Raw genomic sequence first — 24,429 nt, forward strand, 5'->3', positions numbered from 1 at the left:
GACCAGACTCTATCGAAGAACCGCGATGACCGCCCCGCTGTGGATAACCGGCCCGCCTACGCCAGCCATGGGAAGGCGCTGCGGCGGGCCGCTTCCCCACAGCTACACCACGCTTCGGGACACGACCAAGTAGCGCCGTCGCTCAGCGAAAAAATGGCAGGCTAACTTTCAGGTGCGGACAGTATACAAAAACCGAAGACGGCTAGCTGGCTGATAGGCCGTCGCGCATGAAAAAGGCGCCTTACGGCGCCTTTGCCCCCTCCCCGACCCTCCCCCGCTGCGCAGGGGAGGGGGAAGAGAGGCGCCCTCCCCCGCTGGTGCGAGGGAGGGTGAAACCTTACCGTCAGGCGGCGGGGCCGTCCTTCTTGGTCAGGTCTTCGCCGGTGGCCTGGTCGACCTGCTTCATCGACAGCTTCACCTTGCCGCGGTCGTCGAAGCCGATGACCTTCACCTTCACCGAGTCACCCTGCGACACCACGTCCGACACCTTGCCGACGCGCTGCGGCGACAGCTCGGAGATGTGGACGAGGCCGTCGCGCGAGCCCAGGAAGTTCACGAAGGCGCCGAAATCGACGACCTTCACGACCTTGCCGGTGTAGACCACGTTCATTTCCGGCTCGGCGACGATGCCCTTGATCCAGTCGATGGCGGCCTGGGCGGCCTTGGTGTCCACCGCGGCCACCTTCACCGTGCCGTCGTCCTCGATGTCGATCTTGGCGCCGGTCTGCTCCACGATCTCGCGGATCACCTTGCCGCCGGAGCCGATCACGTCGCGGATCTTCTCCTTCGGGATGTTGATCACGGTGATGCGCGGGGCGTTCTCGTTCACCGCCTCGCGGGCGCCGGTCAGGGCCTGGGCCATCTCGCCCAGGATGTGCAGGCGGCCGTCCTTGGCCTGGCCCAGGGCGATCTTCATGATCTCCTCGGTGATCGAGGTGATCTTGATGTCCATCTGGAGCGCGGTGATGCCCGCGTCGGTGCCGGCCACCTTGAAGTCCATGTCGCCCAGGTGATCCTCGTCACCCAGGATGTCCGACAGGACCGCGAAGCCGTCGTCTTCCTTGATCAGGCCCATGGCGATGCCGGCCACCGGACGCGCCAGCGGAGCGCCGGCGTCCATCAGCGACAGCGAGGTGCCGCAAACCGTCGCCATCGACGACGAGCCGTTGGACTCGGTCACTTCCGACACCACGCGGAGCGTGTAGGGGAAGTCTTCCTTCTTCGGCAGCAGCGGGTGGATGGCGCGCCACGCCAGCTTGCCATGGCCGATCTCGCGGCGGCCCGGCGAGCCCATGCGGCCGGCCTCGCCCACCGAGTACGGAGGGAAGTTGTAGTGGAGCATGAAATGCTCCCGGTACTCGCCCTGCAGCGCGTCGATGATCTGCTCGTCCTGGCTGGTGCCCAGCGTGGTGACGACCAGGGCCTGCGTCTCGCCGCGGGTGAACAGCGCCGAACCGTGGGCGCGCGGCAGCACGCCGACCTCCGACACGATCGGACGGACCGTCTTGGTGTCGCGCCCGTCGATGCGGCGGCCGGTCTTCAGGACGGCGCCGCGCAGGATGTCGGCCTCCAGCTCCTTGAACTCGGTCACGATGGCCTGGGTCTCGTGGGCCTCGGCCAGAGCCTCCAGCGCCTTCGCCTTGGCGGCGCCGATCTTCTCGTAGCGGACCTGCTTCACCGTCTCGGTGTAGGCGGCCTCGACGTCGGCACCGACGGTCGCGCGCAGCTTCGCCTTCAGCGCGGCGCGGTCGTAGGCCGGGGCCGGAAGGTCCCACGGCTCCTTGGCGCACTGCTCGGCCAAGTCGATGATGGCGTCGATGACCGGCTGGAAGCCGCTGTGGCCGAACATCACGGCGCCCAGCATGATCTCCTCGGACAGCTCCTTGGCTTCCGATTCGACCATCAGCACGCCGTCCTGGGTGCCGGCGACCACGAGGTCGAGCGCGGAACCGTCAACGGCGTCCATGGTCGGGTTCAGCACATACTGGCCGTCGACGTAGCCGACGCGGGCGGCGCCGATCGGACCGAGGAACGGGATGCCGGAGATCGTCAGCGCGGCCGAGGTGCCGACCATCGCGACGATGTCCGGATCGTTCTCCAGATCGTGGCTCAGCACGGTGCAGATGACCTGCGTCTCGTTGCGGAAGCCATCGGCGAACAGCGGACGGATGGGACGGTCGATCAGGCGGCTGACCAGCGTCTCCTTCTCCGTCGGGCGGCCTTCACGCTTGAAGAAGCCGCCGGGAATCTTGCCGGCTGCGAAGGACTTTTCCTGGTAATTGACCGTCAGCGGAAAGAAATCGACGCCCGGCTTCGGCGACTTGGCGCCGACGACCGTGCAGAGGACCGTGGTCTCACCATAGGTGACCAGCACCGCGCCGTCGGCCTGACGGGCGATCTTGCCCGTCTCGAACGTCAGCTTGCGTCCACCCCATTCGATTTCTTTGCGGAAAACCTTGAACATGGATTCTTCCTTCCATCCGACACCTAGGCCCGCCGGATTGCTGGCCTAAGCCGGGGTCATCGGTCGTCGGACCCCGCATGTGAAAACCCAACAAAGGGTAAAACCCGAAACGGGCCAAAAACGTCAAACGGCCGGTCCCGGAAGGTCCGGGCCGGCCGTTTGATCAATACATACCTTCGCGAACAGCCGCACGCCCCGACCAGCGCGACACTCCCCTGTGCACCGGAACGCGGCGCGGCGGATCGAGCGCTGATCGGGACGGATGTTCGGTCACCAGGACGGACGCCTTTTGGAAATCAGCGACGCAGGCCCAGACGCTCGATGAGCGTGGCGTAGCGGCTGTTGTCCTTCTTCTTGAGATAGTCGAGAAGACGGCGACGCTGGCCGACCATCACCAGCAGACCACGGCGGGAGTGGAAGTCCTTCTTGTGGCCCTGCAGGTGCTCGGTCAGGTTCCGGATGCGCTCGGACAGGATCGCGACCTGGACCTCGGGCGAACCGGTGTCGTTGGTGCCGCGCGAATAGTCCTTAATGAGTTCCTGCTTGCGATCGGGCGTGATCGACATCGGGGTCTCCATCGTTCATAGGTTGAGAACGCGCACCGGACGGACCTCCGCCCCCTCCACGCGCGCCAGCGCCACCGGCTTGCCGCCGAAAAGCGCAATAACGGTGCCATCCCCACCAACATCGCCGCGCAGCGCCGTGAGGCGTTCGCGGTCCTGCCGGGTGAGGAGTGCCACCGTCTGGCCGTGCTTCAGTCGGTGCGCTTCCGCGTCCGTCAGGGCCAGCGCCGGGATGTCGTCCAGCGCGGTCTCGATCGGCAGCAGAAGTCTTTCGACCGCGGCACCTTGCTCCATCGCGGTCAGATCGTCCAGGGAAATCGCCCCGTCAAGCGTGAAAGACCCGACGCGCAGGCGTCGCAGATCGCGGATGTGCCCCACCGTCCCCAACCGTTCGGCGAGGTCGCGGGCGATGGAGCGGACATAGGTGCCCTTGCCGCAATCCACCTCCAGCACCGCGTGGTCGGCGTCCGGGGTTTCGACCAGCTCCAGCCGGTCGATGCGGACGGTGCGGGGGGCGATGTCCACCACCTCCCCCTCGCGGGCGATGTCGTAGGCGCGCTCGCCGTTGATCTTCAGCGCGCAGTATTGCGGCGGAATCTGCTCGACGAAGCCCAGGAAGGCGGGCAGTGCGGCGCGGATCGCCTCGGCGTCGGGCCGCACCGCGGAGGTTTCCGTCGCCGAGCCCTCGCGGTCGTCGGTGGTGGTGCGGGTCCCCCAGGCCACGGTGAAGCGGTAGGTCTTCTCGCCGTCCATGGCGTAGGAGACGGTCTTGGTCGCCTCGCCCAGCGCGATGGGCAGGATGCCCGTGGCGATGGGGTCCAGCGTGCCGCCGTGCCCGGCCTTCTCCGCGTTCAGATGGCGCCGCACCTTGGACAGCGCCTGCGTGGAGGTCATCCCCGCCGGCTTGTCCAGCACGATCCAACCGTGGATCGGCTCGCCTTTGCGCTTACGAGCCACGGCGCCCCTCGCCCTCGCCGCCGTTGCCCTCATCCCCGTCGTCTTCGTCTTCGTCCTCGTCCTCGTCGTCGATGTCTTCACCGTCGTCGAGGTCGTCCGTCTCGGTCTCGTCCTCCTCGTCCCAGCCGTCGTCCTCTTCGTCATGGTCGTCGTCGCCGTTCACGCGGTCGGCGAGCGAGCGGTAGCCGACGTCGCGGGCGACCGCCGGGCTGTGCAGGATGTCGTCGATGCGACCGGCATAGTCGAAGGAGGTGTCGGCCTCGAAGCTCAGCGTCGGGGCGTGGCGCAGGTTGATGGCGCGGGCGACCTGGCCGCGCAGGAAGGGCGCGGCGCGGCGCAGGGCCGACAGCGTCTCGTCCATCGGGCCGCCGCCCAACGGCGTGACGAAGGCGGTGGCGTTGCGCAGGTCCGGGCTGATCCGCACCTCGGTCACCGTGACGTTCAGTTCCGCCAGTTCGGGGTCGTGGAAGTCGCCGCGCCGGAACAGGTCCGCCAGGGCATGGCGGATTTCCTCGCCGATGCGGAGCTGGCGCTGGGACGGCGGCTTTCCGGCCAGGTCGTGTTTCTTTCTCATGCTGTCGATCCCGAATGCGGTGCGGGAGGGATCGGTCCCTCCGCGAAAACACGACAAGGGCGCACGGGCGCCCTTGTCATCTGTAACGTCATCTGTAGCCGGTCCGTGAGCCGGGATGCGGCGGCGGGCTTACAGCTCGCGCGCCACCTCCTCGATCTCGAAGGCTTCGATGATGTCGCCGGCCAGGATGTTGTCGTAATTCTCGAAGGCCATGCCGCACTCGTAACCCTCGCGCACTTCCTTGACCTCGTCCTTGAAGCGCTTGAGCGTCTTGAGCGTGCCCTCGTGGATGACGACGTTGTCGCGCAGCAGGCGGCAACCGGCGCCGCGCTTGACGGTGCCCTGCGTGACCATGCAACCGGCGACCTTGCCGACCTTGGTGATGTTGAAGACCTCGCGGATCTCGGCGTAGCCGATGAAACGCTCGCGCAGGGTCGGCGACAGCATGCCGGTGAGGGCCGCCTTCACGTCGTCGATCACGTTGTAGATGATCGAGTAGTAGCGGATCTCGACGCCGTCGCGCTTGGCCATGTCGCGGGCCTGCGGGTTGGCGCGGACGTTGAAGCCGAAGACCATCGCGTTGGACGCGTTCGCCAGCGTGATGTCGGACTCGTTGATCGCACCCACCGACGCGTGCAGCACGCGGACCTTGACCTCGGTGTTCTCCGCCGTGAGCTTCTCCAGGGCGTTGGAGATCGCTTCGATGGAGCCCTGCACGTCGCCCTTGATGACGACCGGCAGTTCCTTGGCCTCGCCCGCCTGGATGCGGCTGAACATGTCCTGCAGCGAGCCGCGGGCCGACGCCGCGTTGGCAGCTTCGCGCTTCTTGCGCTGGCGGAACTCGGCGATCTCACGGGCGCGGGCTTCCGACTCGACGACGGTGAAGTCGTCGCCGGCGAGCGGCGTGCCGTTGAGACCCAGCACCTCGACCGGGCTGGCCGGGGCGGCCTGCTCGACGCTCTGGCCGCGGTCGTTGACCAGGGCGCGGACACGGCCCCACTCCGACCCGGTGACGAACACGTCGCCGACCTTCAGCGTGCCGCGCTGGACCAGCACGGTGGCGACCGAACCGCGGCCGCGCTCCAACTTGGCCTCGACCACGACGCCTTCGGCGGTGCGGCCCGGGTTGGCCTTCAGCTCCAGGATTTCCGCCTGCAGGAGGATGGCCTCCTCCAGCTTGTCCAGGTTGCGCTTGGCCTTGGCCGACACTTCCACGGTCTGGATGTCACCGCCCAGTTCCTCCACGACCAGCTCGTGCTGGAGCAGTTCCTGGCGGACACGGTCCGGCTTGGCGTCGGGCAGGTCGATCTTGTTGATGGCGACGATGATCGGAACCTTCGCAGCCTTGGCGTGATGGATCGCCTCGATCGTCTGCGGCATGACGCCGTCGTTCGCCGCGACGACCAGCACCACCACGTCCGTGACGTTGGCGCCGCGGGCGCGCATCTCGGTGAAGGCGGCGTGACCCGGCGTGTCGATGAAGGTGATCTTCGCACCCGACTCCAGCTGCACCTGATAGGCGCCGATGTGCTGGGTGATGCCGCCGGCCTCGCGGCTGACCACGTCGGTCTGACGCAGGGCGTCGAGCAGCGAGGTCTTGCCGTGGTCGACGTGGCCCATGATCGTGACGACCGGGGGACGCGGCACCAGCGCCGTTTCCGCATCGTCGTTGAGGCGCAGGCCGACCTCGACGTCCGCCTCCGACACGCGGCGCACGCGGTGGCCGAACTCGGCGATGACCAGCTCCGCCGTGTCGGCGTCGATGGTCTGGTTGATGGTGGCCATCACGCCCATGCGCATGAGCTGCTTGATCACGTCGGCGCCGCGTTCCGCCATGCGGTTCGCCAGCTCCTGGACGGTGATGACCTCGGGCAGCACGACGTCGCGGGTCACTTTCTGCGTCTCCTGACGGCTCATCTGGCGGAGCCGCTCGCGCTCGCGGGCACGGCGGACCGCGGCCAGCGAACGGGTGCGCTCACCATCGTCGCTCAGCGCCTGCGAGACGGTCATCTTGGAGCCCTTGCGGCGGTCGCCCGCCGGGCCGGCCTTGCGCGCCGGAGCCGGCGCCGGAGCCTTCTTGTTCCCGGGCTTGCCGCGGCGGTCGTCCTCTTCCTCGCCGAAGCGGGGAGCGGCCGGAGCCCCCGGACCACGGGCGGCCGGAGCCTCCGTGGTGGTGGCCGCGGTGCGCGCACCGGCGCCACCGGCGGCGGGACGGGCACCAGCGCCCTGCGGACGCGTCTGTTCGGTGTCCTTGCGCTTGGCCTCGTCGGCCTCCTTGCGCTTGGCTTCCTCTTCCTGGCGGCGGCGCTCGGCCTCCTGGGCCTTGGCGCGCTCCGCCTCCTCGATGCCGCGCAGCTCGGCCAGCTCGCGCTGGCGCAGAGTCTCGGCGTCGAGAATCTCCGGTTCCTCCTCGACCACCTGGGCCGGCTGGGACGCCGCCTCCTCGGCGGCGCGGGCGGCGGCCTCGGCGGCCAAGACGGCGGCCTCGGCCTCCTCCTCGGCGCGGCGGCGGTTGTCCTCGGCCGCCCCCTGCAGGGCGCGGATGCGCGCCTCGCGTTCCTGGTTGGTCAGTTGACGGACGGCGCCGCCGCCACCGCCGCGCTGGCGCTGGCCCGGCCCACCCCGGACGGGGATGCCCTGGGCGGCCTGACGCGCGGCTGCGCCGCCGTCGGCCACGCCCGGCAGAGCGCCCTTCTCCACGGCCCGCTTACGCTTGACCTCCACGGTCACGGGCTTCGACCGGCCATGGGAGAAGCTCTGCCGGACCTGGGTCTCGACCGGCTTCTTCAGCTCCAGCTTCCCTTTGCCGGAGCCGGAGAGGTGCAAGACTTTCTTTTGGTCCTGGTCGTTGCTGTCGGTCATCGGTTCCCGAATGGTCAGACGTTGCTTACGTGGCCGGCCGGCGGAGAGCCGGCGACAAAGCCTTTGATACCCTTGAGACGCGCGGAGTCGCGTGCCAATCCCTTGGCCAGCTTCCCGCGCGCCACCACCGCGTGCACGGCGTTTTCCCGTCCCAGGGCCGCGGCCATCGCCGCGGCGTCGAACAGGTCCACGACCGGCATATCCGGCGCCAGCGCTGTGATCTTGCCCCGCTGGTCGGGCGAACCGTCGCTGGCCTCGACCAGCAGATAGGGCGGTCCGGCGCGTCCGACCTGATTGGTCTTCAGCGCCTCGCGCACCTTTTCGTATCCGGCCAGAGCCTGCCCGGCCCGGCGCGCCAGCCCGAAGGCATCCAGGCACCGCCGCTCCAGCAGCTTCTCCAGCCGCTCCGCCAGATCGGGCGGGACGCGCACCGCGCGCCGCGCCGCCTTGGCGAACATGTTCTTGGCCAAAGCCTTCGTAAAGGCCGCCTTGTCCCCCGACAGCCAGAGGCCGCGGCCCGGAAGCCGTTCCTCCAGATCCGGCACGATCTCGCCGTCGGGTGATACCACGAAACGGATCATGCCGTCTTTCGGCTGCACGGTGCCGGTGGCGATGCAGCGGCGCAGCGGACCCTTTTCCAGGTCCGCCGGCAGCAGCGCCTCCCCTTCGACCGCGAGGTCGTCCGGTTCACCATCCGCCGGAGTCTGTTCGTTCCTGTCGCTCAGCCCAACCATCCGTACCGTTTGTGCGTCCTAAGTCCCGGCTCAGCTCTGCGCCGCCTGGTCGTCGGTGGAGGGTTGCGCCGCGGTGGGCGCGCCTTCCTCGCCGTCGAACCAGTGGGCACGGGCGGCCATGATGATCTCGTTGGCCTCGTCTTCCGTCGGGGCCTCCTTGCCGAGAATGTCGCGCAGCTCGTCCGCGGCGAGGTCGGCGAGGTCGTCCATCGTCTTCACACCGTTCTCCCCCAGCTTCACCAGCAGGGTCGGGCTGAAGCCGGTGACGTCCGCCACCGCATCCTCGACGCCGAGCGTCTGGCGCCTCTCGGTCATGCGGACGTCCTGCTCCTCAAGGAAGTTGAGGGCGCGCTGCTTCAGCTCTTCCGCCACATCCTCGTCGAAGCCTTCGATTTCGGCCAGCTCCTCGGTCTCGACGTAGGCGATCTCCTCCACGGAGGTGAAGCCTTCGGCGACCAGGAGATGGGCGATCACGTCGTCCACGTCCAGCGCGTCCATGAAGAGCTGCGAGCGGGTGCGGAACTCGTCCGACCGGCGCTCCGACTCCTCCTGCTCGGTCAGGATGTCGATGTCCCAGCCGGTGAGCTGGGTGGCGAGGCGCACGTTCTGGCCGCGGCGGCCGATGGCCAGCGACAGTTGGTCGTCGGGCACCACCACCTCGATGCGGCTGTTGTCCTCGTCCATCACGACCTTGGCGACCTCGGCCGGGGCCAGGGCGTTGACGATGAAGGTCGCCGGCTCCTGGTTCCACTGGATGATGTCGATCTTCTCGCCCTGCAGCTCGCCGACGACCGCCTGGACGCGGCTGCCGCGCATGCCGACGCAGGCGCCGACCGGGTCGATGGAGCTGTCGTGGCTGATCACCGCGATCTTGGCGCGCGAGCCCGGGTCGCGGGCGACGGCCTTGATCTCGATGATGCCGTCGTAGATTTCCGGCACTTCCTGGGCGAACAGCTTCGCCATGAAGATCGGATGGGTGCGCGACAGGAAGATCTGCGGACCTCGCGCTTCCTCGCGCACATCGTAGATGTAGGCGCGCACGCGGTCGCCGTTCTTGAAATGCTCGCGCGGCAGCAGCTCGTCGCGGCGCAGGATCGCCTCGGCGCGGCCCAGGTCGACGGTGACGTTGCCGTATTCGACGCGCTTGACCAGACCGTTGACGATCTCGCCGATGCGGTCCTTGTATTCGTTGAACTGGCGCTTGCGCTCCGCGTCGCGAACCTTCTGGACGATGACCTGCTTGGCCGTCTGGGCGGCGATGCGGCCGAAGTCGATGGGCGGCAGCGGATCGACCAGGAAGTCGCCGACCTGGGCGCCGGGCTTGCGGCGCTGGGCGTAGGCGAGGGTCACCTGGGTCGCCTCGTTCTCCACCGCCTCGACCACCTCCAGGTGGCGGGTCAGGTGGATGTCGCCCGTCTTGCGGTCGATGCGGGCGCGGATGTCGTGCTCGTGGCCGTACTTGGAGCGCCCGGCCTTCTGAATCGCCTGCTCCATCGCCTCCAGGACTTCGTCCCGGTCGATGTTCTTTTCGCGGGCAACCGCGTCAGCGACTTGCAGCAGTTCCATCCGTCACACTTCCTGGACTGGCGTTTGTTCTTCGAGTGAAGCCCGGAGCGGCCGTCAACCCTGGCCCTGGCTGGCGCGGATCAGTTCATCCGTCAAGACCAGCTTGGCGCGCAGGATGTTGTCGAACTCCAGCCGGGCGGCTCCCTGTTCCGATTCGATGCACACGAGGCCGTCGTCGACGCCCTTCAGCATGCCCTTGAAGCGTTTGCGGCCATCGACGGCAAGCCGGGTCTCCAGCTTGGCCTCGAAACCGGCGAAACGCTCGAAATCCTTCAGACGGGTCAGCGGCCGGTCGATGCCCGGCGAACTGACCTCCAGCGTGTAGGCGCTCTTGATCGGATCTTCAACGTCGAGCACCGCGGAGATCGCGCGGCTGATGTCGGCGCAGTCTTCGACCGTCATGGGCGCGCCGTCGGCGCGTTCCGCCATGACCTGCAGAACCATGCGCTGCCCACCGGTCAACTGCACACGCACGAGTTCGTAGCCCATGGCCTCGACCGACGGCGTGATGATCTGCTCGATACGACCGGTTGCTTCCATTCCACCTGACCCGCCCCCGCGGTCTCCCCTGGCACAGCGCCCTGGGACCAACACGGGGATTCCATACGCTGATAAAAAAATAAGTGGGCCAAGGCCCACCCGCAAAGCGTCCCGCCGGCCCGGTTTCCCGAGCCGCCGATCCGTATGGGTTCATGCGGTGAATATAGACATTCCGGAGCAGGCCGCAAGCGCTTTTCCGCAAGGTCCTATGCCAAGCGCTTGGTGGGCCGGTTCGGCCGGGGTAAAGTGAAGCCTTCGGCGGCCTTCGCACCGCTCGGAAAAGCATCCTGCAGAGGCCGCTCACCGTGATCCTCGAAACGGCTCTCCTGATCGTCAGACCCGGCCAGGGCTCGGCCTTCGAACGGGCGATGACCGAGGCCCAGCCCCTGATCGCCGCGACACCGGGCTTCCTCGGGCTGGAACTGCGGCCCTGCCTGGAGGCGCCGGACCGCTACCTTCTGCTCGTCCGCTGGGAGCGGCTGGAGGACCACACCGAAGGCTTCTGGGGGTCCGACCGCTACGCCCGCTGGAAGGCCCTGCTCCACCACTTCTACGATCCGTTCCCCGTGGTGGAGCATTACGGCGAGCCGCTGGTGTCTACCCCCGCGCCTTGCGGATGAAGCGCATGAAGACCGGCTTGCGACCGGCCTCGATGGCCTTCTCCTCGTAGCGGGTGGGCGGCCAGTCCGCGATGCGGTGGCGCCAGTCGGACGGGCCGCGGGCGGTCCATTCAAAGTCGGGATGGCGGACCGTGTGCTCCAGCATCCAGCGCACCAGCCCCATGTCGTCGCTGGCCAGCCGCAGCTCCGCCCCGTCCTTCAGCACGCGCGCGAGGCGCGGCAGGTTGTCCGGGCCGATGAAGCGGCGCTCCCAATGGCGTTTCTTCGGCCAGGGATCGGCGAACAGCACGAAGGCGCGCCCGACGGACGCGTCCGGCAGGGCGTCGAGCAGCGGGCGGGCATCGTCCGGCAGGACGCGGACGTTGTCCTGGACACCCTCGTCATCGACCAGCTTGAGCAGACCGGCCACGCCGTTGATGAAGGGCTCCGCCCCGATCACCCCGACGTCGCGGTTGTTCGCCGCCTGCCACGCCATGTGGTGGCCGCTGCCGAAGCCGACCTCCAGCCAGACGTCGCGCATGGGCTTGGAAAACAGGGCGTGGGGGTCGATGCGGTCGCCCGGCTGCGGCACCGGGATTTCCAGCGACGGCAGGAGCCCGTCGAGCAATTCGGTCTTGCGCTTGCGGAGCGGACGCCCCTTGCGCCGTCCGTAGAGCCGCTTGGACGAGTCCAGGAAGGAGTCGGTCATCGTGACAGCAAGATCCCAAAACGAATGCAGGGGCCCAGGGGCCCCTGCATTCCGGACGAACGGGTCCGGACTTGGAAGAAGCCGCTCTTAGAAGAAAGCGGTGCGCAGGTCGTTGACGAGGTCGGTCTTCTCCCAGGAGAAGCCGCCGTCGGCCTCCGCCTCGCGGCCGAAATGGCCATAGGCGGCGGTGCGCGCGTAAACCGGCCGGTTCAGGCCCAGGTGGGTGCGGATGCCACGCGGGGACAGGTCGACCAGCTTCTGCAGGACCTCCGACAGCCGGTCCTCGTCGACCGTGCCGGTCCCGTGGGTGTCGACATAGACCGACAGCGGCTTCGACACGCCGATGGCGTAGGACAGCTGGATCGTGCAGCGCTCGGCCAGACCGGCGGCGACCACGTTCTTGGCGAGGTAGCGCGCGGCGTAGGCGGCGGAGCGGTCGACCTTGGTCGGGTCCTTGCCGGAGAAGGCGCCGCCGCCGTGCGGGGCCGCACCGCCGTAGGTGTCGACGATGATCTTGCGGCCGGTCAGGCCGGCGTCGCCGTCCGGACCACCAATGACGAAGCGGCCGGTCGGGTTGACGTAGAAGTTCGCCTCGTCGCACATCCAGCCCGCCGGCAGGCAGTTGAGGACGTGCGGACGGACGATCTCGCGCACCTCCTCCTGGGTCAGGCCGTCGGCGTGCTGGGTGGAGACGACCACCGCGGTGGCGCGCACCGGCTTGCCGTTCTCGTACTGCAGAGTCACCTGGCTCTTGGCGTCGGGGCCGAGCTGCGGGGCGGCGCCGGAGTGGCGCGCCTCGGCCAGCGACTTCAGGATGGCGTGGCTGTAGTAGATCGGCGCCGGCATCAACGCCGGGGTCTCGTTGCAGGCGTAGCCGAACATGATGCCCTGGTCGCCCGCGCCCTCGTCCTTTTCACCGGCAGCGTCGACACCGACGGCGATGTCGGCGGACTGCGAGTGGACAAGGCACTTGACGTCCATCTTCTCCCAATGGAAGCCGTCCTGCTCGTAGCCGATGTCCTTCACCGCGGCGCGGGCGACCTGCACCAGCATGTCGGGGGTGATGCTTTCCGGCCCGCGCACCTCACCGGCCAGAACGATCTGGTTGGTGGTCGCCAGCGTTTCCACCGCCACGCGGGCGTAGGGGTCGTGCGACAGGTACAGATCGACAATGGCGTCGGAGATGCGGTCGCACACCTTGTCCGGATGGCCTTCGGACACGGACTCGCTGGTGAACACGTAGTTGAGCTTGGCCACGACGAACCTCGGCAATGGGAGGGGGCTATTCAACAGAAGTAAATTGGGAGACCGGCGCAGCACCCACGGAAAGCCAGTCATTTGCCGTATGTGACAAGGTTTGCGTTCCAGGTCAAGCGATCTCCCCGGGGTTGGAAGAGACGGATGGAAATTCGCCTAAAAAAACTTTGGGGAACGGGCCGGAGGGCCGCGTTCCCCAATCGTCCTGCCGTCCGGATTGCTTCCGGTTGCTCGGCTCGGGTCTCTGAACCGGTTATTCGGCCGCTTCGACCATGCCGGAGTTGGCAACGGCCTTGGTCAGCTCGAACAGGCGCTTGCGCACCGACGGGTCGTTGATGCGGTAGTAGGCGCGCACCAGTTCCAGCGTCTCACGCTTGGCCATCGGATCCGGCTCGTAGCCGCCCGAACGCTCCTCGAAACCGGCAGCGTTGCCCTCCTCGTCGTCAACCGGAGCCGCGGCGGCTTCCGCCGGCATGTCGTCGAAGAAGAAGGACACCGGAACGTCCAGGACGCGGCTGAGGTCGAACAGGCGCGACGCACCGATGCGGTTGGCGCCGCGCTCGTACTTCTGCACCTGCTGGAAGGTCAGGCCGATGGCCTCGCCCAGCTTTTCCTGGCTCATTCCGAGAAGGGTCCGGCGCAACCGGACGCGGGAACCGACGTGCACGTCGATCGGGTTCGGCTTTCCCGTCTTGGGACGGCCGGCAGTGGCCCGGCGGCCCCGCGCTGGCGTTGCTTGCATTGCTCTAATTCCCTGAAACAGTTGTGCAACCTTGATACGACATATCCATGTATGCAGTCAAGGCCACCCGAGCGCTCCCGATGCGCGTGATTGAAAAAAGAGTCTCGGTTGCGCTAAGTGCGATGTCGTGCGCGCAGGCCCACCGCGAAACAGGTTAAAAGAAGCAACCCAAACGCGCCGTCACCCACCCGTCCGTAGAGAGTGGGGGTGGGCAGCGCCTCCGGCAAGGCCGCATCGACCACACCCCTGTGACCAAGCGGCAGCATGGCTGTGATGCGGCCGTGGGGATCCACCACGCCGGAGATGCCGGTGTTGGCGACGCGGACCAACGGCATCCCCTCCTCCACCGCGCGGGTCCGGGCGATGGCGAAATGCTGGTACGGGCCGGCGGTGTTGCCGTACCAAGCGTCGTTGGTCAGGTTCAACATCCAGCGCGGCCGTCCGGCGCCGTCGTCCGCGGCGGGCAGCACGGCGCCCGGAAAGATCACCTCGTAGCAGATCAGCGGGCTGACCGGCGGCAGGCCCTTGAGATCGAGCGACACCGGTCCCGGACCCGCGGAAAACTCCGCCCCGTTGCCGGCGATGGCCCCGACCGGCAGCCAGCGGCGCAGCGGCATGTATTCGCCGAAGGGCACAAGGTGGAACTTGTCGAAGCGGCCCGTCACCGCCCCGCTGCCGTCCACCGCCGCCATGCTGTTGTAATAGAGCGGCTCGCCCTCCGGCCCGGCCTCCATCCGCGGCACCCCGGTGATGAGCAGCCCGCCGGGCGGCGTGACCGACCCCAGCGCCTGGCGCAGGCGGGCGTCCTGGTCGAGGAACAGCGGCACCGCGGTTTCCGCCCAGATCACATGGGTGACCGGCTCAGTGGACGGGGCGACGGAGAGTTCCATCTGCTGCTGGACGTTGCGCACCCGCTCGCCCGCCGCCCATTTCAGCCGTTGGTCGATGGCCGGCTGGACGAGCCGCAGCCGCACGCCGGGCACCGTCGCGTCCGACGCTCCGGCCAGCCGCAGCCCGCCCCAGGCGCCCAGCGCCGCGAACAGCGCCAGCCCGGCGGCCAGCGCTCCCCAGGCGCGGCGGCGCGGCACCGCCATGTCGGCCAGACCCGCCGGCAGCGACGCCACCAGCACGGTCAGCAGGCTGAGGCCGTAGATGCCGATCAGCGAGACGCCTTGCAGAACCGGCAGGACGCCCGTCCAGCCATAGCCGACGAGGTTCCACGGGAAGCCGGTGAAGACGTGGCCGCGCAGCCATTCGAACAGCGCCCAGCAGGCGGCGAACAGAACCGCCTTCCCCAGCCCCTGCGCCATCCCTCGGACCCGCAGCGTCCAGACCAGCAGCGTGGCGAGGCCGGTGAACAGCGCCAGCAGGATCGGCAGCCCCGCCGCCGACAGCGGCAGCGCCCACCAGAACCGTTCGATGTCGGTGAACAGCGCCGCGCTGATCCAGTAGAGGCCGAGCAGGTGATGGGCGAAGCCGAAGAACCAGCCAACCGCGAAGGCCTGCCGCTTCGTCCGCGCCCCGTCGAGCAGCCAGAGCAGCCCCGGAAAGGCGATCAGCAGCAACGGAACCGCGCCGGCCGGCGGCAGCGCCAACGTCGCCAGCCCGCCGAAGCCCGCCGCCGCCAGCAGCCGGCGCCAGCCGGTCAGCCCGGCCAGACCCGCGGACAGTCGGCCCAGCCGGGCCGGGGTGGTCGTCATGTCGGTGGCGGTCAAGGGGTGACACTCCGGATGCGGATGGGCTGGTGAGGCTGCACGGGCCGACATATTGGTCTGGAAACGAAATCACCACGAAGACACGAAGGCACAAAGAGGGTCACAAAGAAGCCCCCGCCCCACCCGTGATCCCGGGAATGCGGTAGAGTCTCTTTGTGCCGTCTTTGTGTCCTTCGTGCCTTCGTGGTGAAAAACCCTGCGGGGCTTACCCGACCTCGGCCAGGGCGGAATTCTCGGCGGGGGCGGTGCGGACTCGCAGCCGCCTGATGCGGCGGGGGTCGGCCTCGACGATCTCGAACTCCAGGCCGGAGGGGTGGGTCAGTATTTCCCCGCGGCCGGGCACCCGTCCGGCCAGCGACACGACGAGACCGCCGAGCGTGTCGACCTCCTCGCGCTCCTCCTCCGTCAGGAAGGCGCCGACGCGGTCCTCGAAATCCTCGATGGAGACGCGGGCGTCGGCGAGGATCGTGCCGTCGGGGCGTTCGACGAAGTGGGGGGTCGCCTCCTCGTCGTGCTCGTCCTCGATCTCGCCGACGATCTCCTCGACCAGATCCTCGATGGTGACGAGGCCGTCGATGCCGCCGAACTCGTCCACCACCAGCGCCATGTGCTGGCGCTTCTGGCGCATCTGCACCAGAAGGTCGACCACTGGCATGCTGGGCGCGACGATGCTGAGATCGCGCACGATGTCCTTCAGCTCGACCGGCGTCCGGCTGGCCATCGCCACCAGGACATCCTTGATGTGGACCATGCCGACGACGTCGTCGAGCGTTTCACGGAAGACCGGCAGGCGGGAATGGGCTTCCTCCGCCATGCGCTGGACCAGGGCGGGGAACGGCGTGTCCACGTCCACCGCCACGATGTCCGCGCGGGGCACCATCACGTCGTCGACGGCGCGGTCGCGCAGCTTCAGGATGTTGGCGAGCAAGGCGCGCTCGCCTGCTCCCAGCGATCCCTCGCCGCTGTCCTGATCCTCGATCAGGTCCTCGATCGTGGCGCGCAGGGTGGCGTCGTCGCGCCCCCCCAGGACGGTCCTCATCCACCCGCGAAACAGGTGGCCCAAGGATTGTTGATCTTCGGCCCCGTCTTCACGGGGCGTTCGACTGTCGGAAATCTCGCTCATCGGTCCGGTGGTTGTTCGTCCAAATTCGGCTCTCCGGGCGGAGAGCGCGTGGCGGCGTACGGGTCGGCGATGCCGAGGGTCGCGAGCACGTCGGTTTCGAGCTGCTCCATCTCCTCGGCCTCGTCGTCCGTCTCGTGATCATACCCGAGCAAATGAAGAACGCCATGCACCACAAGGTGGGTCATATGGTCCGAAGGTGTTTTACCCTGCTCGGCGGCTTCGCGGGCGACCGTCTCCCAGGCCAGGATGACGTCGCCCAGCATGACCGGCGCGTCCTCGCCCAGTTCGGGCTCCTCCGCTTCGGTCAGGGCGAAGGACAGCACGTTGGTCGGCTTGTCCTTGCCCCGGTATTCGCGGTTCAGCCGGTGCACCAGCGCGTCGTCGGCCAGCACGACGGACAGTTCCGCCGGCCCCTCCTCCTCGTCGTAGGTGACGGAGAGCGCGGAGAGCGCGGCGCGTTCGCACAGCCATTCGGCGTTGTCCGCCCAATCGCCCGCTTCACGTGAAACGACGACATCGACGGCCATCACGGTGTTCCCTCCGCATCCGGCTCGTCGTCCGCGGCGGCGGGGAGCCGGGGGGCGGGCTTGCGCCGGCCATCGGTGCGGTCGCCTTCGGCACGGTCATAGGCGCGGATGATGCGCGCGACCAGCGGGTGGCGCACCACGTCGGCGGCGGTGAAATGGACGAAGCGGATGCCCTCCACCCCTTCCAGGATGTCCAGCGCCTCGCGCAGGCCGGACTTGGCGCCGGCCGGCAGGTCGGTCTGGGAGATGTCGCCGGTGACCGCCATGCGCCCCCCCTCGCCCAGGCGGGTGAGGAACATCTTCATCTGCATGGGCGTGGTGTTCTGCGCCTCGTCCAGGATGACGAAGGCGTTGGCGAGCGTGCGGCCGCGCATGAAGGCGAGCGGCGCGATCTCGATCTCGCCGGACTCCAGCCGCTTCTTCACCTGCTCCGCCGGCAGCATGTCGTGCAGCGCGTCGTAGAGCGGGCGTAGATAGGGGTCCACCTTCTCCTTGAGGTCGCCGGGCAGGAAGCCCAGCCGCTCCCCCGCCTCCACGGCGGGGCGCGACAGGATGATGCGGTCGACCTGGCCGGTGGTCAGCAGCGCCACCGCCTGGGCGACGGCGAGGTAGGTCTTGCCGGTGCCGGCGGGGCCGAGCCCGAAGACCATCTCGCTTTCCGCCAGCGCCTGGAGATAGGCCGCCTGCATGGGGGACCGCGGGGTGATGGCGCCCTTGCGGCGGGTGCGCACCGCGACCTCGCCCCGGCTGAGCGTCGCCAGATTCTGGTCGCGCACCGCACCGCCGACGCCGGTCGCCATGCGGACGGCGGCGTCCACCTCGCCGGTGCCGACGGTCATGCCGCGCTTGAGGCGCTCGTAGAGGGCGTCGATGGCCGAACGGGCGGCTTCCGACGATTCCGCCGGACCGGCAATGGTCAGCGTGTTGCCGCGGGAAATCAGGGAAACGCCGAGCTGGTTTTCGATGCGGGCGAGGTGGCGGTCGTGCTCCCCGTACAGCATCGGCAGCAGCCGGTTGTCGTCGAAGTTCAGATCAATCCGTTGATCTGGGCGTTGATCGGAGCGCGGGTCGGGGCGCTGATCGGGCAAGCCGTTCAAACGGTCGCCTCCACGGGTTGCGTGCCGGTGGCGGAGCTGCGGTATTCACCGGTCGCCACGCTGCCGGCAAGGCTGTTCGGATGGGCGGCGTCGATGCGCACCGCGACGATGCGGCCGAGCAGCCGCTCGTTGGCGTCGGCGTGCACCGACTGCAGATAGGGGCTCTTGCCCAGAAGCTGGCCGGCGCGCTTGCCGACGCGGTCGAAGAGGACCGGCACGGTGCGCCCGACGAAGCTCTCGTTGAAGGCCTGCTGCTGCGCGTTCAGCAACTGCTGGAGCGCGGCCAGACGGGCGTCCTTGACGTCCTCCGGCAGCTGGCCGTGCTCCAGCGCCGCCGGGGTGCCGGGACGCGCGCTGTACTTGAAGGAATAGGCCTGGGCGTAGCCGACATCGGTGACGAGGCGCAGGGTCGCCGCGAAGTCGGCGTCGCTCTCGCCGGGGAAGCCGACGATGAAGTCGCCCGACAGCGCCAGATCCGGCTTGGCGGCGCGCAGCCGGTCGACGATGCGGCGGTAGTCGTCCGCCGTGTGCTTGCGGTTCATCGCCGCCAGCACGCGGTCGGACCCGGCCTGCACCGGAAGATGCAGGTAGGGCATGAGCTGCGGCACCTCGGCATGGGCGCGGATGAGGTCGTCCTCCATGTCGCGCGGGTGCGAGGTGGTGTAGCGGATGCGCTCCAGCCCGTCGATGTCCGCCAGTTCGCGGACCAGCCGCCCGAGGCCCCAGGTGGTGCCGTCCGGCCCCTCCCCGTGCCAGGCGTTGACGTTCTGGCCGAGCAGGTTGATTTCCCGCGTGCCCCCGGCGACGAGGCGCCGGGCCTCCGCCAGGATCTGGGCGCCGGGCCGCGAGAACTCGGCGCCGCGGGTGTAGGGCACGACGCAGAAGGTGCAGAACTTGTCGCAACCCTCCTGCACCGCCAGGAAGGCGGAGACGCCCTGCGCGGCGCTCTCGTCCGGCAGGAAGTCGAACTTGGACTCCACGGGGAAGTCGGTGTTCAGCACGCTGCCCGCCTTGCGGCTGGCCTTGGCCACCATCTCCGGCAGGGTGTGATAGGTCTGCGGCCCGAACACCATGTCCACGAAGGGGGCGCGGGCGACGATCTCCTCGCCTTCTGCCTGGGCGACGCAGCCGGCCACGGCGACGATCATCCGGCCGTCGCCGGCCTCGGCCTTGACGTCCTTGAGCTGGCGCAGCCGGCCCAGCTCCGAGAACACCTTCTCGGAGGCCTTTTCGCGGATGTGGCAGGTGTTGAGGATCACCATGTCGGCGCCGTCCGGCTCGTTCACCGGCCGGTAGCCCAGGGGTGCCAGGACATCCGCCATGCGGGCGGAGTCGTAGACGTTCATCTGGCAACCCCAGGTCTTGATGAAGAGCTTCTTACTCAACGATCCCTTCCACAGCGCTGAACGATCCGACCAACCGCGATCCCGGCCGACCGCGATCTCGACCAATACAAAAACGCGCGCCTGGACGGCACCGGTCCGAGCGGCGCAATCCGGCGCGCGACCCGCCGCGTCGCGGCATCGCACTCTGTCGATATGGTAGCACGAGTGCGGGAAAACGAGTCAATCGTGCCCGCAGGCCGACCATTCATTTCGCGGCCCATTTCGCGGTGTGGAACGTTTCCGTCACGGAACAGCAGAGGGCGTCGGCTTTCCGGACACCGCGCGCTCCACGCCCCGGGCGACGGCACGTTGGCAATGGTCGGCCAGGGCCTTGCGGCTGGAGAAGCTGTCGATGGTCACGGGGGGATGAAACTCCACCTCCACCGTCATGCGGCCCAGCGTGAAAACCGTCCACAAATGCGGGGCGAGATCCATGTCGCCGTACCACGCGTAACAGGGACGGAAGGCGATCCCCATCGGGATGCCGTCCAGCCGCGTCGGCGCGATGCTGACCGGCTGCACGGTGAGCGGCCGGTCCCCGATGCGCCGGGCGGCCACCGCGAACAGCGCCGTCTTGAAGGGGAGCGTGCGGTTGCCGTCGCTGGAGGTGCCTTCGGGGAACAGGATCAGGCTGTCGCCGGCGTCCAGCCGGGCGCCCAGATCGTCCCGCTGCCGTTCCACCCCGGCGCGGGCCTTGCGCTCCACGAAGACGGTCTGTTGGAGCTTCGCCAGCGCCCCGAAGAAGGGCCAGCCGGCCACCTCGCTCTTCGCCACGAAGGAGCCCGGAATGACCGATCCCAGCACCGTGATGTCGAGGTAGGAGGAATGGTTGGAGACGAACAGCACCGGCCCGTCCGCCGCGCGCTGGCCGCGCACCACGACGCCGATGCCCAGGATGACGGCGCAGACCCGATGATAAAGCTGCGGAATGCGGTGGCGCAGCGGCGACCGCAGGGCGACGGCCAGCGCCTGCAGCGGGATCAGCAGGAGCGTCCACAGCAGATAAACCGCCAGGCGCAGCCCGCCCCGCACCGGCGATCCCAGGGCGCGCGCGCCGGTTGCGTCCAACGCCGTCATGCCACTCGCCTCCCGATGCGCCCGTTTTCTGACGCGATTGCCGATCACGCGATCTGGGCGTCGCGGCTGCGCCGCTCGTAATGCTTGGAATATTTGTTGGTGATCAGGTCGGTCTTCACCACGATCGACACGTCGGTGGTGTTGAACTGGTGATCGATCACCGCGCCGTCGCCGATGAAGCCGCCCAGCCGCAGATAGCCCTTGATCAGCGGCGGCAGGAACGTCAGCGCGCGCTTCGGATCGATTTGATCGCGGGGCATCAGATCCATGCCGACATAGCGTTCCGGCAGCGCCACGGGGCGCAGTTCTTCCGGGGCCAGATGGAAGTGATGGAGGTAGGCGAGCGGCTCGGCCATCGCCACCGGGTCGGTGCCCGGCAGGCTGGCGCAGCCGAACATCACCGCGATGTCGTGGTGGAAGACGTAGGCCGCGATGCCGCGCCACAGAAGCTGCATGCTGCTGCCGCGCGTGCGGTAGGCGGCGTCGACGCAGGACCGCCCCAGCTCCAGGATCTCTCCCGGATAGCTGACCAGCCGCCCGATGTCGTATTCGTCGCTGGAATAGAAGCGCCCGGCCTTGGCCGCCGCCGGGCGGCGGATCAGCCGGTAGGTACCGACCACGGACTCCGGGCCGTCGCCGCGGGCGTGGTCGATGACCAGCAGATGGTCGCAGATCGTGTCGAAATCGTCGAAGTCGCGATGGCGCGCGGCCATGTCCGGCGACGGCACCGCCGACATCTCCTCGTAGAAGACGCGGTAGCGCAGCGCCTGCGCCCAATCGATCTCGGCGGCGCTTTCGGCCAACCGCACTTCGAGGGAGCCCATGCGCAGATCCGAAGAGCTGCCCTGGTCCGTGCCTGTATCAGCCATACTCGACGCTTCACTGGCGTTGTTCGGGTCGCGGCAACCGCCGGTTCTCCTTCCGGAGCCCGGTCGGGCACGGAACAGGGATAACACGAATGGGCGGTTGCCGGTCAACCGCGACGTGACGAACCCGCCCCCGGCAAGCCCGGACTCCGGGCAAGCCACAAGGTCCGGCCCCGGCGAACGGGGACGGCGGCAAGGCGGGACAGTAATGATCACGCGGGAAGGAAGAAAAGATCACATCCGGGCGGTGGGGTTCCGGGGCGGACCGGACCGAACGGCGGCGGTCCGCCGGACACCAACGCACAAGCCCGATGGACCTTAGGCCGCGCCGCGGCGGGCGCGGGTGCCGAGACCGATCTGCTTGGCCAGCGAGCTGCGCTGGCGGGCGTAGTTCGGGGCGACCATCGGATAGTCGGCCGGCAGGCCCCAGCGGTCGCGGTATTCCTCCGGCGACATGTCGTAGGCCGTCTTCAGATGGCGCTTCAGCATTTTCAGCTTCTTGCCATCCTCCAGGCACACAATGTAGTCGGGAGTGACGGACTTCTTGATGGGCACCGCGGGCTGCGGACGCTCCTCCGTCGCAACCGGCTCGGTCCCGACATTCGCGAGTGACTTGTACACCTGCTCAATCAGCGTCGGAAGATCGCCGAGAGCGACTGTATTGTTCGAGACATGCGCCGCAACGATCTCCGTGGTCAGAGACAACAGCGCGTTGGAAGGGTTACCATTGCTCATGTAAGCTTGCTCCGCAGCTTGGCGTTCCTCTCCATATAAAGAGGTTTGTGGCCGCGCGCAATATCCATCCTTTGCTCTTAAAGAGGAAGCAGTGTACGAAAAAAAATCTCCGGATTTGTTTTTGGACATCACCAGCGAGGTGTGTCCGTTAACCTTCGTCAAGACCAAGTTGTCGGTGGAGCGCATGGCGGCCGGGCAGACGCTTGAAGTCCGGCTGAACGCTGGCGAACCCTTGGAGAATGTACCCCGATCCTTAGCCGAACTGGGTCACTCCATTCTCGCCGTGACGCCCGAAAATCCGGATGAGCCGGAGGGGGTTCACCGTCTGTGGATTCAGAAAGGTTAATATTTATTCGTCGGTGTACGAATACCGTAGCACAAGGGCGGCAACCCTTCCTTCCGCCCTGCGGTAATAGCCGGGACGACGGCCCACGGAAAAGAAACCACAGGATTTATACAGGGATTGTGCCATACCATTGTCTTCGGCGACTTCCAGGAACAGCGCCGTGGCGCCCAGCGCCCGCGCGCCGTCCAGCGCCGCCGCAACCAGCCGCCGCCCGAGGCCCTGTCCCCGCGCGTCGGCACGGACGCCGACGGCGATGATCTCGCCATCCTCGGCGGCAACCCGCGCCAGCAGGAAGCCGACCGGATCGTCGCCCTCCCCGCCGTCCCGCAAAGCGAGCACGGAAAAGAAGCCGGGCTGGCCGATCAGGCTGGCGACGGCCTCGCTGCCCCAGGGATCGTCGGGAAAGCAGCCCTGCTGCAGGGCCGCGATCACCGCGGCGTCGGCGAGGCCGGCGGTCTGAAGACGCGTCGGAAGGGACGTCCGGGAGCGGGACGTCTCGGGCAGGGCCGCCGTCATGCCGTCTTCCGCGGAAGGGACACGTCGGGCGGGCGCAGGTAGAAGGGCTGGGCCGGCAACCCGACCTCCCGCACAGCACCCAGCGCCGCGACCACGGCGGCGTCGGGCGTGCCCGGCCCGGCGGCGAAGTCCGTCTTGGGGCGGTCTTCCAGAAGCGGACGCAACGAACCGGCCCCGTCGCCGGCCACCAGGAGCGGCCCCGTGGGCAGGAACCCGTCCAGCCAGCCAGGCACCGCGGCGGGGTCCAGCATCGCCGGTTCGCCGAACGGCGTCAGGTCCGGGTGGAAGAGTTGCAAAAACGGCTCGGTGCGGCGGGAGTCCACGGCAACCAGCAGGGCGCGGCCGTCCCGCTCCCCCTCCGGCAAGCCGTGAGCGACCGCGTCGAAACTGGTGACGCCGACCACCGGCAACCCGGCGGCCAGGGCGAAGCCGCGCGCCGCGGCCAGCGCGATGCGCAGCCCGGTGAAGGCGCCCGGCCCGACGGTCACGGCGATGCGGTCCAGCGCATCGAAGGCGCAACCGGCCTCCGCCAGCGCGGCCTGCGCCAGGGGCACCAGCGCCTCCGCCTGCCCGCGGGCCATCGGCTCGCGCCGCCGCACGGTGACGGCGCCGTCGTCCCACAGCGCGGCGGAGCAGCCGGAGGTCGCCGTGTCCAGTCCCAGAACTCTCATCGCCTCACACGCGTCGTCAGATCCGCCATCTTCAAAGCCCCACTTCAAGCCTGGGTCAAGAGCGTGATAGACAGCCCCGACCTTCCCTGACGGCATGGATCATGCTCACACCCATCGCACCACCGGACTTCGACGTTGACATCGAGCTGCTGTACGCCACGCCGGACAACCTGACCGGGGTGCCCATCTACCGGCACCCGCATTGCCTGCTGCACCCCGACGCGGCGGCGGCGCTGCGCGCGGCGATCCGGCTGGCGCGCGGCATCGGCTGCCGGTTGCGGCTGTACGATGCCTTCCGCCCGGTCGAGGCGCAATGGGCCTTGTGGCGGGCGCTGCCCGACCCGTCCTACATCGCCGATCCGGCGGGCGGCTCCACCCATTCCCGCGGCGTCGCGGTGGATCTGACGCTGGCCGACGGAACGGGGCACCCGCTGGACATGGGCACCGGCTTCGACGACATGACCGAGCAGTCCCACCATGGCCGCACCGACCTGACCACGGAGCAGCAGCGCAACCGCGCCGCCCTTCTCGGCGTCATGACGGCGGCGGGCTGGCGGCATTACAGCTGCGAGTGGTGGCACTATCAACTGCCGGACGAACAGCGCTATCCCCTGCTGACCGACGCGGCCCTGGGCGGCCTGATGATGGGCTGATCCCTATCGATCCGGCCGTGGGCACCGGGTTCACGGCCGGAAGCCATAAGGCCTAGTGTCATAGGGGTTGTTGCAAGGCTGCATCACGAAAGCACGCGAAGCACAGAGTATGTGTTGCGGACTTGTTCCCGGCGGCGTGCCTGTGCCACAC

The 24,429-nt window shown here is 68.1% G+C and carries 24 protein-coding genes; 3 read left to right on the forward strand and 21 right to left on the reverse strand.

Annotation, left to right across the window (positions count from 1 at the left end):
• Positions 1-343: 343 nt before the first annotated feature.
• From pnp to rimP, 8 genes are all read right to left on the reverse strand, one after another.
• Positions 344-2,464: a polyribonucleotide nucleotidyltransferase gene (gene pnp / locus DS837_RS14100; protein WP_149165340.1), complete on the reverse strand. Its 2,121-nt coding sequence runs from the start codon at positions 2,462-2,464 to the stop codon at positions 344-346.
• A 296-nt stretch (positions 2,465-2,760) separates the two neighbouring features.
• Entirely contained in the window at positions 2,761-3,030 is a 270-nt protein-coding gene (rpsO, locus tag DS837_RS14105) for a 30S ribosomal protein S15 (RefSeq protein WP_035670129.1), read from the reverse strand.
• A 15-nt stretch (positions 3,031-3,045) separates the two neighbouring features.
• Positions 3,046-3,984 (reverse strand): tRNA pseudouridine(55) synthase TruB, encoded by a 939-nt coding sequence (gene truB, locus DS837_RS14110; RefSeq protein ID WP_149165341.1) that lies wholly within the window; start codon positions 3,982-3,984, stop codon positions 3,046-3,048.
• Positions 3,974-4,558, reverse strand: a complete 585-nt coding sequence (rbfA, locus tag DS837_RS14115; RefSeq protein WP_149165342.1) for a 30S ribosome-binding factor RbfA — start codon at positions 4,556-4,558, stop codon at positions 3,974-3,976. Before rbfA ends, truB begins: the two co-directional genes overlap by 11 nt.
• Before the next feature lie 129 nt (positions 4,559-4,687).
• Positions 4,688-7,420 (reverse strand): translation initiation factor IF-2, encoded by a 2,733-nt coding sequence (gene infB, locus DS837_RS14120; RefSeq protein WP_149165343.1) that lies wholly within the window; start codon positions 7,418-7,420, stop codon positions 4,688-4,690.
• A gap of 14 nt (positions 7,421-7,434) precedes the next feature.
• The gene (locus tag DS837_RS14125; protein ID WP_149165344.1) at positions 7,435-8,154 is read right to left on the reverse strand and encodes an RNA-binding protein; all 720 of its coding nucleotides are present in this window, start codon (positions 8,152-8,154) and stop codon (positions 7,435-7,437) included.
• Between the two features lie 30 nt (positions 8,155-8,184).
• A complete protein-coding gene (gene nusA, locus DS837_RS14130; RefSeq protein ID WP_149165345.1) occupies positions 8,185-9,720 on the reverse strand; it encodes a transcription termination factor NusA in 1,536 nt (511 codons plus the stop codon).
• Between the two features lie 54 nt (positions 9,721-9,774).
• Positions 9,775-10,260 (reverse strand): ribosome maturation factor RimP, encoded by a 486-nt coding sequence (rimP, locus tag DS837_RS14135; RefSeq protein WP_014238849.1) that lies wholly within the window; start codon positions 10,258-10,260, stop codon positions 9,775-9,777.
• A gap of 305 nt (positions 10,261-10,565) precedes the next feature.
• On the opposite strand from rimP, the gene DS837_RS14140 reads away from it, so the two are divergent.
• Entirely contained in the window at positions 10,566-10,880 is a 315-nt protein-coding gene (locus DS837_RS14140) for an antibiotic biosynthesis monooxygenase family protein (RefSeq protein ID WP_149165346.1), read from the forward strand.
• Here DS837_RS14140 and trmB read toward each other — a convergent pair.
• From trmB to DS837_RS14195, 11 genes are all read right to left on the reverse strand, one after another.
• Entirely contained in the window at positions 10,858-11,568 is a 711-nt protein-coding gene (gene trmB / locus DS837_RS14145) for a tRNA (guanine(46)-N(7))-methyltransferase TrmB (protein ID WP_149165347.1), read from the reverse strand. The genes DS837_RS14140 and trmB overlap by 23 nt on opposite strands.
• An 87-nt stretch (positions 11,569-11,655) precedes the next feature.
• Positions 11,656-12,825, reverse strand: coding sequence for a methionine adenosyltransferase (gene metK / locus DS837_RS14150; protein ID WP_149165348.1), 1,170 nt, complete (start codon positions 12,823-12,825; stop codon positions 11,656-11,658).
• Positions 12,826-13,078: 253 nt separating this feature from the next.
• Positions 13,079-13,567 carry a helix-turn-helix domain-containing protein gene (locus tag DS837_RS14155; protein WP_145623114.1) on the reverse strand — a complete coding sequence of 163 codons (489 nt, stop codon included), beginning with the start codon at positions 13,565-13,567 and terminating at the stop codon, positions 13,079-13,081.
• Positions 13,568-13,680: 113 nt separating this feature from the next.
• Positions 13,681-15,282: an apolipoprotein N-acyltransferase gene (lnt, locus tag DS837_RS14160; RefSeq protein WP_149165349.1), complete on the reverse strand. Its 1,602-nt coding sequence runs from the start codon at positions 15,280-15,282 to the stop codon at positions 13,681-13,683.
• A 205-nt stretch (positions 15,283-15,487) separates the two neighbouring features.
• Entirely contained in the window at positions 15,488-16,405 is a 918-nt protein-coding gene (locus DS837_RS14165) for a hemolysin family protein (RefSeq protein WP_170295858.1), read from the reverse strand.
• A complete protein-coding gene (ybeY, locus tag DS837_RS14170) occupies positions 16,402-16,932 on the reverse strand; it encodes an rRNA maturation RNase YbeY (protein ID WP_149165351.1) in 531 nt (176 codons plus the stop codon). The genes DS837_RS14165 and ybeY overlap by 4 nt, the downstream gene beginning before the upstream one ends.
• Positions 16,932-18,020 (reverse strand): PhoH family protein, encoded by a 1,089-nt coding sequence (locus DS837_RS14175; protein ID WP_149165531.1) that lies wholly within the window; start codon positions 18,018-18,020, stop codon positions 16,932-16,934. Before DS837_RS14175 ends, ybeY begins: the two co-directional genes overlap by 1 nt.
• Before the next feature lie 5 nt (positions 18,021-18,025).
• On the reverse strand, positions 18,026-19,414 hold the full coding sequence (miaB, locus tag DS837_RS14180) for a tRNA (N6-isopentenyl adenosine(37)-C2)-methylthiotransferase MiaB (protein ID WP_149165352.1): 1,389 nt from the start codon (positions 19,412-19,414) through the stop codon (positions 18,026-18,028).
• Positions 19,415-19,657: 243 nt separating this feature from the next.
• Positions 19,658-20,491, reverse strand: a complete 834-nt coding sequence (locus DS837_RS14185) for a lysophospholipid acyltransferase family protein (RefSeq protein ID WP_149165353.1) — start codon at positions 20,489-20,491, stop codon at positions 19,658-19,660.
• A gap of 44 nt (positions 20,492-20,535) precedes the next feature.
• Positions 20,536-21,360, reverse strand: a complete 825-nt coding sequence (locus tag DS837_RS14190) for a GNAT family N-acetyltransferase (RefSeq protein ID WP_149165354.1) — start codon at positions 21,358-21,360, stop codon at positions 20,536-20,538.
• Between the two features lie 315 nt (positions 21,361-21,675).
• Positions 21,676-22,092, reverse strand: a complete 417-nt coding sequence (locus DS837_RS14195; protein WP_014238866.1) for a Ros/MucR family transcriptional regulator — start codon at positions 22,090-22,092, stop codon at positions 21,676-21,678.
• A gap of 91 nt (positions 22,093-22,183) precedes the next feature.
• Between DS837_RS14195 and DS837_RS14200 the strand changes: the two genes are divergently transcribed.
• Positions 22,184-22,438, forward strand: coding sequence for a sulfurtransferase TusA family protein (locus DS837_RS14200; protein ID WP_145623122.1), 255 nt, complete (start codon positions 22,184-22,186; stop codon positions 22,436-22,438).
• A gap of 3 nt (positions 22,439-22,441) precedes the next feature.
• On the opposite strand, the gene DS837_RS14205 is transcribed toward DS837_RS14200, so the two are convergent.
• Together DS837_RS14205 and tsaB are read right to left on the reverse strand one after the other, a co-directional pair.
• Positions 22,442-22,954 carry a GNAT family N-acetyltransferase gene (locus DS837_RS14205; protein ID WP_149165355.1) on the reverse strand — a complete coding sequence of 171 codons (513 nt, stop codon included), beginning with the start codon at positions 22,952-22,954 and terminating at the stop codon, positions 22,442-22,444.
• Positions 22,951-23,625 (reverse strand): tRNA (adenosine(37)-N6)-threonylcarbamoyltransferase complex dimerization subunit type 1 TsaB, encoded by a 675-nt coding sequence (gene tsaB / locus DS837_RS14210; RefSeq protein ID WP_149165356.1) that lies wholly within the window; start codon positions 23,623-23,625, stop codon positions 22,951-22,953. Before tsaB ends, DS837_RS14205 begins: the two co-directional genes overlap by 4 nt.
• 101 nt (positions 23,626-23,726) lie before the next feature.
• Here tsaB and ddpX point away from each other — a divergent pair, with 101 nt between their 5' ends.
• Positions 23,727-24,278: a D-alanyl-D-alanine dipeptidase gene (gene ddpX / locus DS837_RS14215; RefSeq protein WP_149165357.1), complete on the forward strand. Its 552-nt coding sequence runs from the start codon at positions 23,727-23,729 to the stop codon at positions 24,276-24,278.
• Positions 24,279-24,429: the final 151 nt, after the last annotated feature.

The sequence above is a fragment of the Azospirillum brasilense genome (genome assembly GCF_008365405.1).
In the GTDB taxonomy this organism is placed as follows: domain Bacteria; phylum Pseudomonadota; class Alphaproteobacteria; order Azospirillales; family Azospirillaceae; genus Azospirillum; species Azospirillum brasilense_D.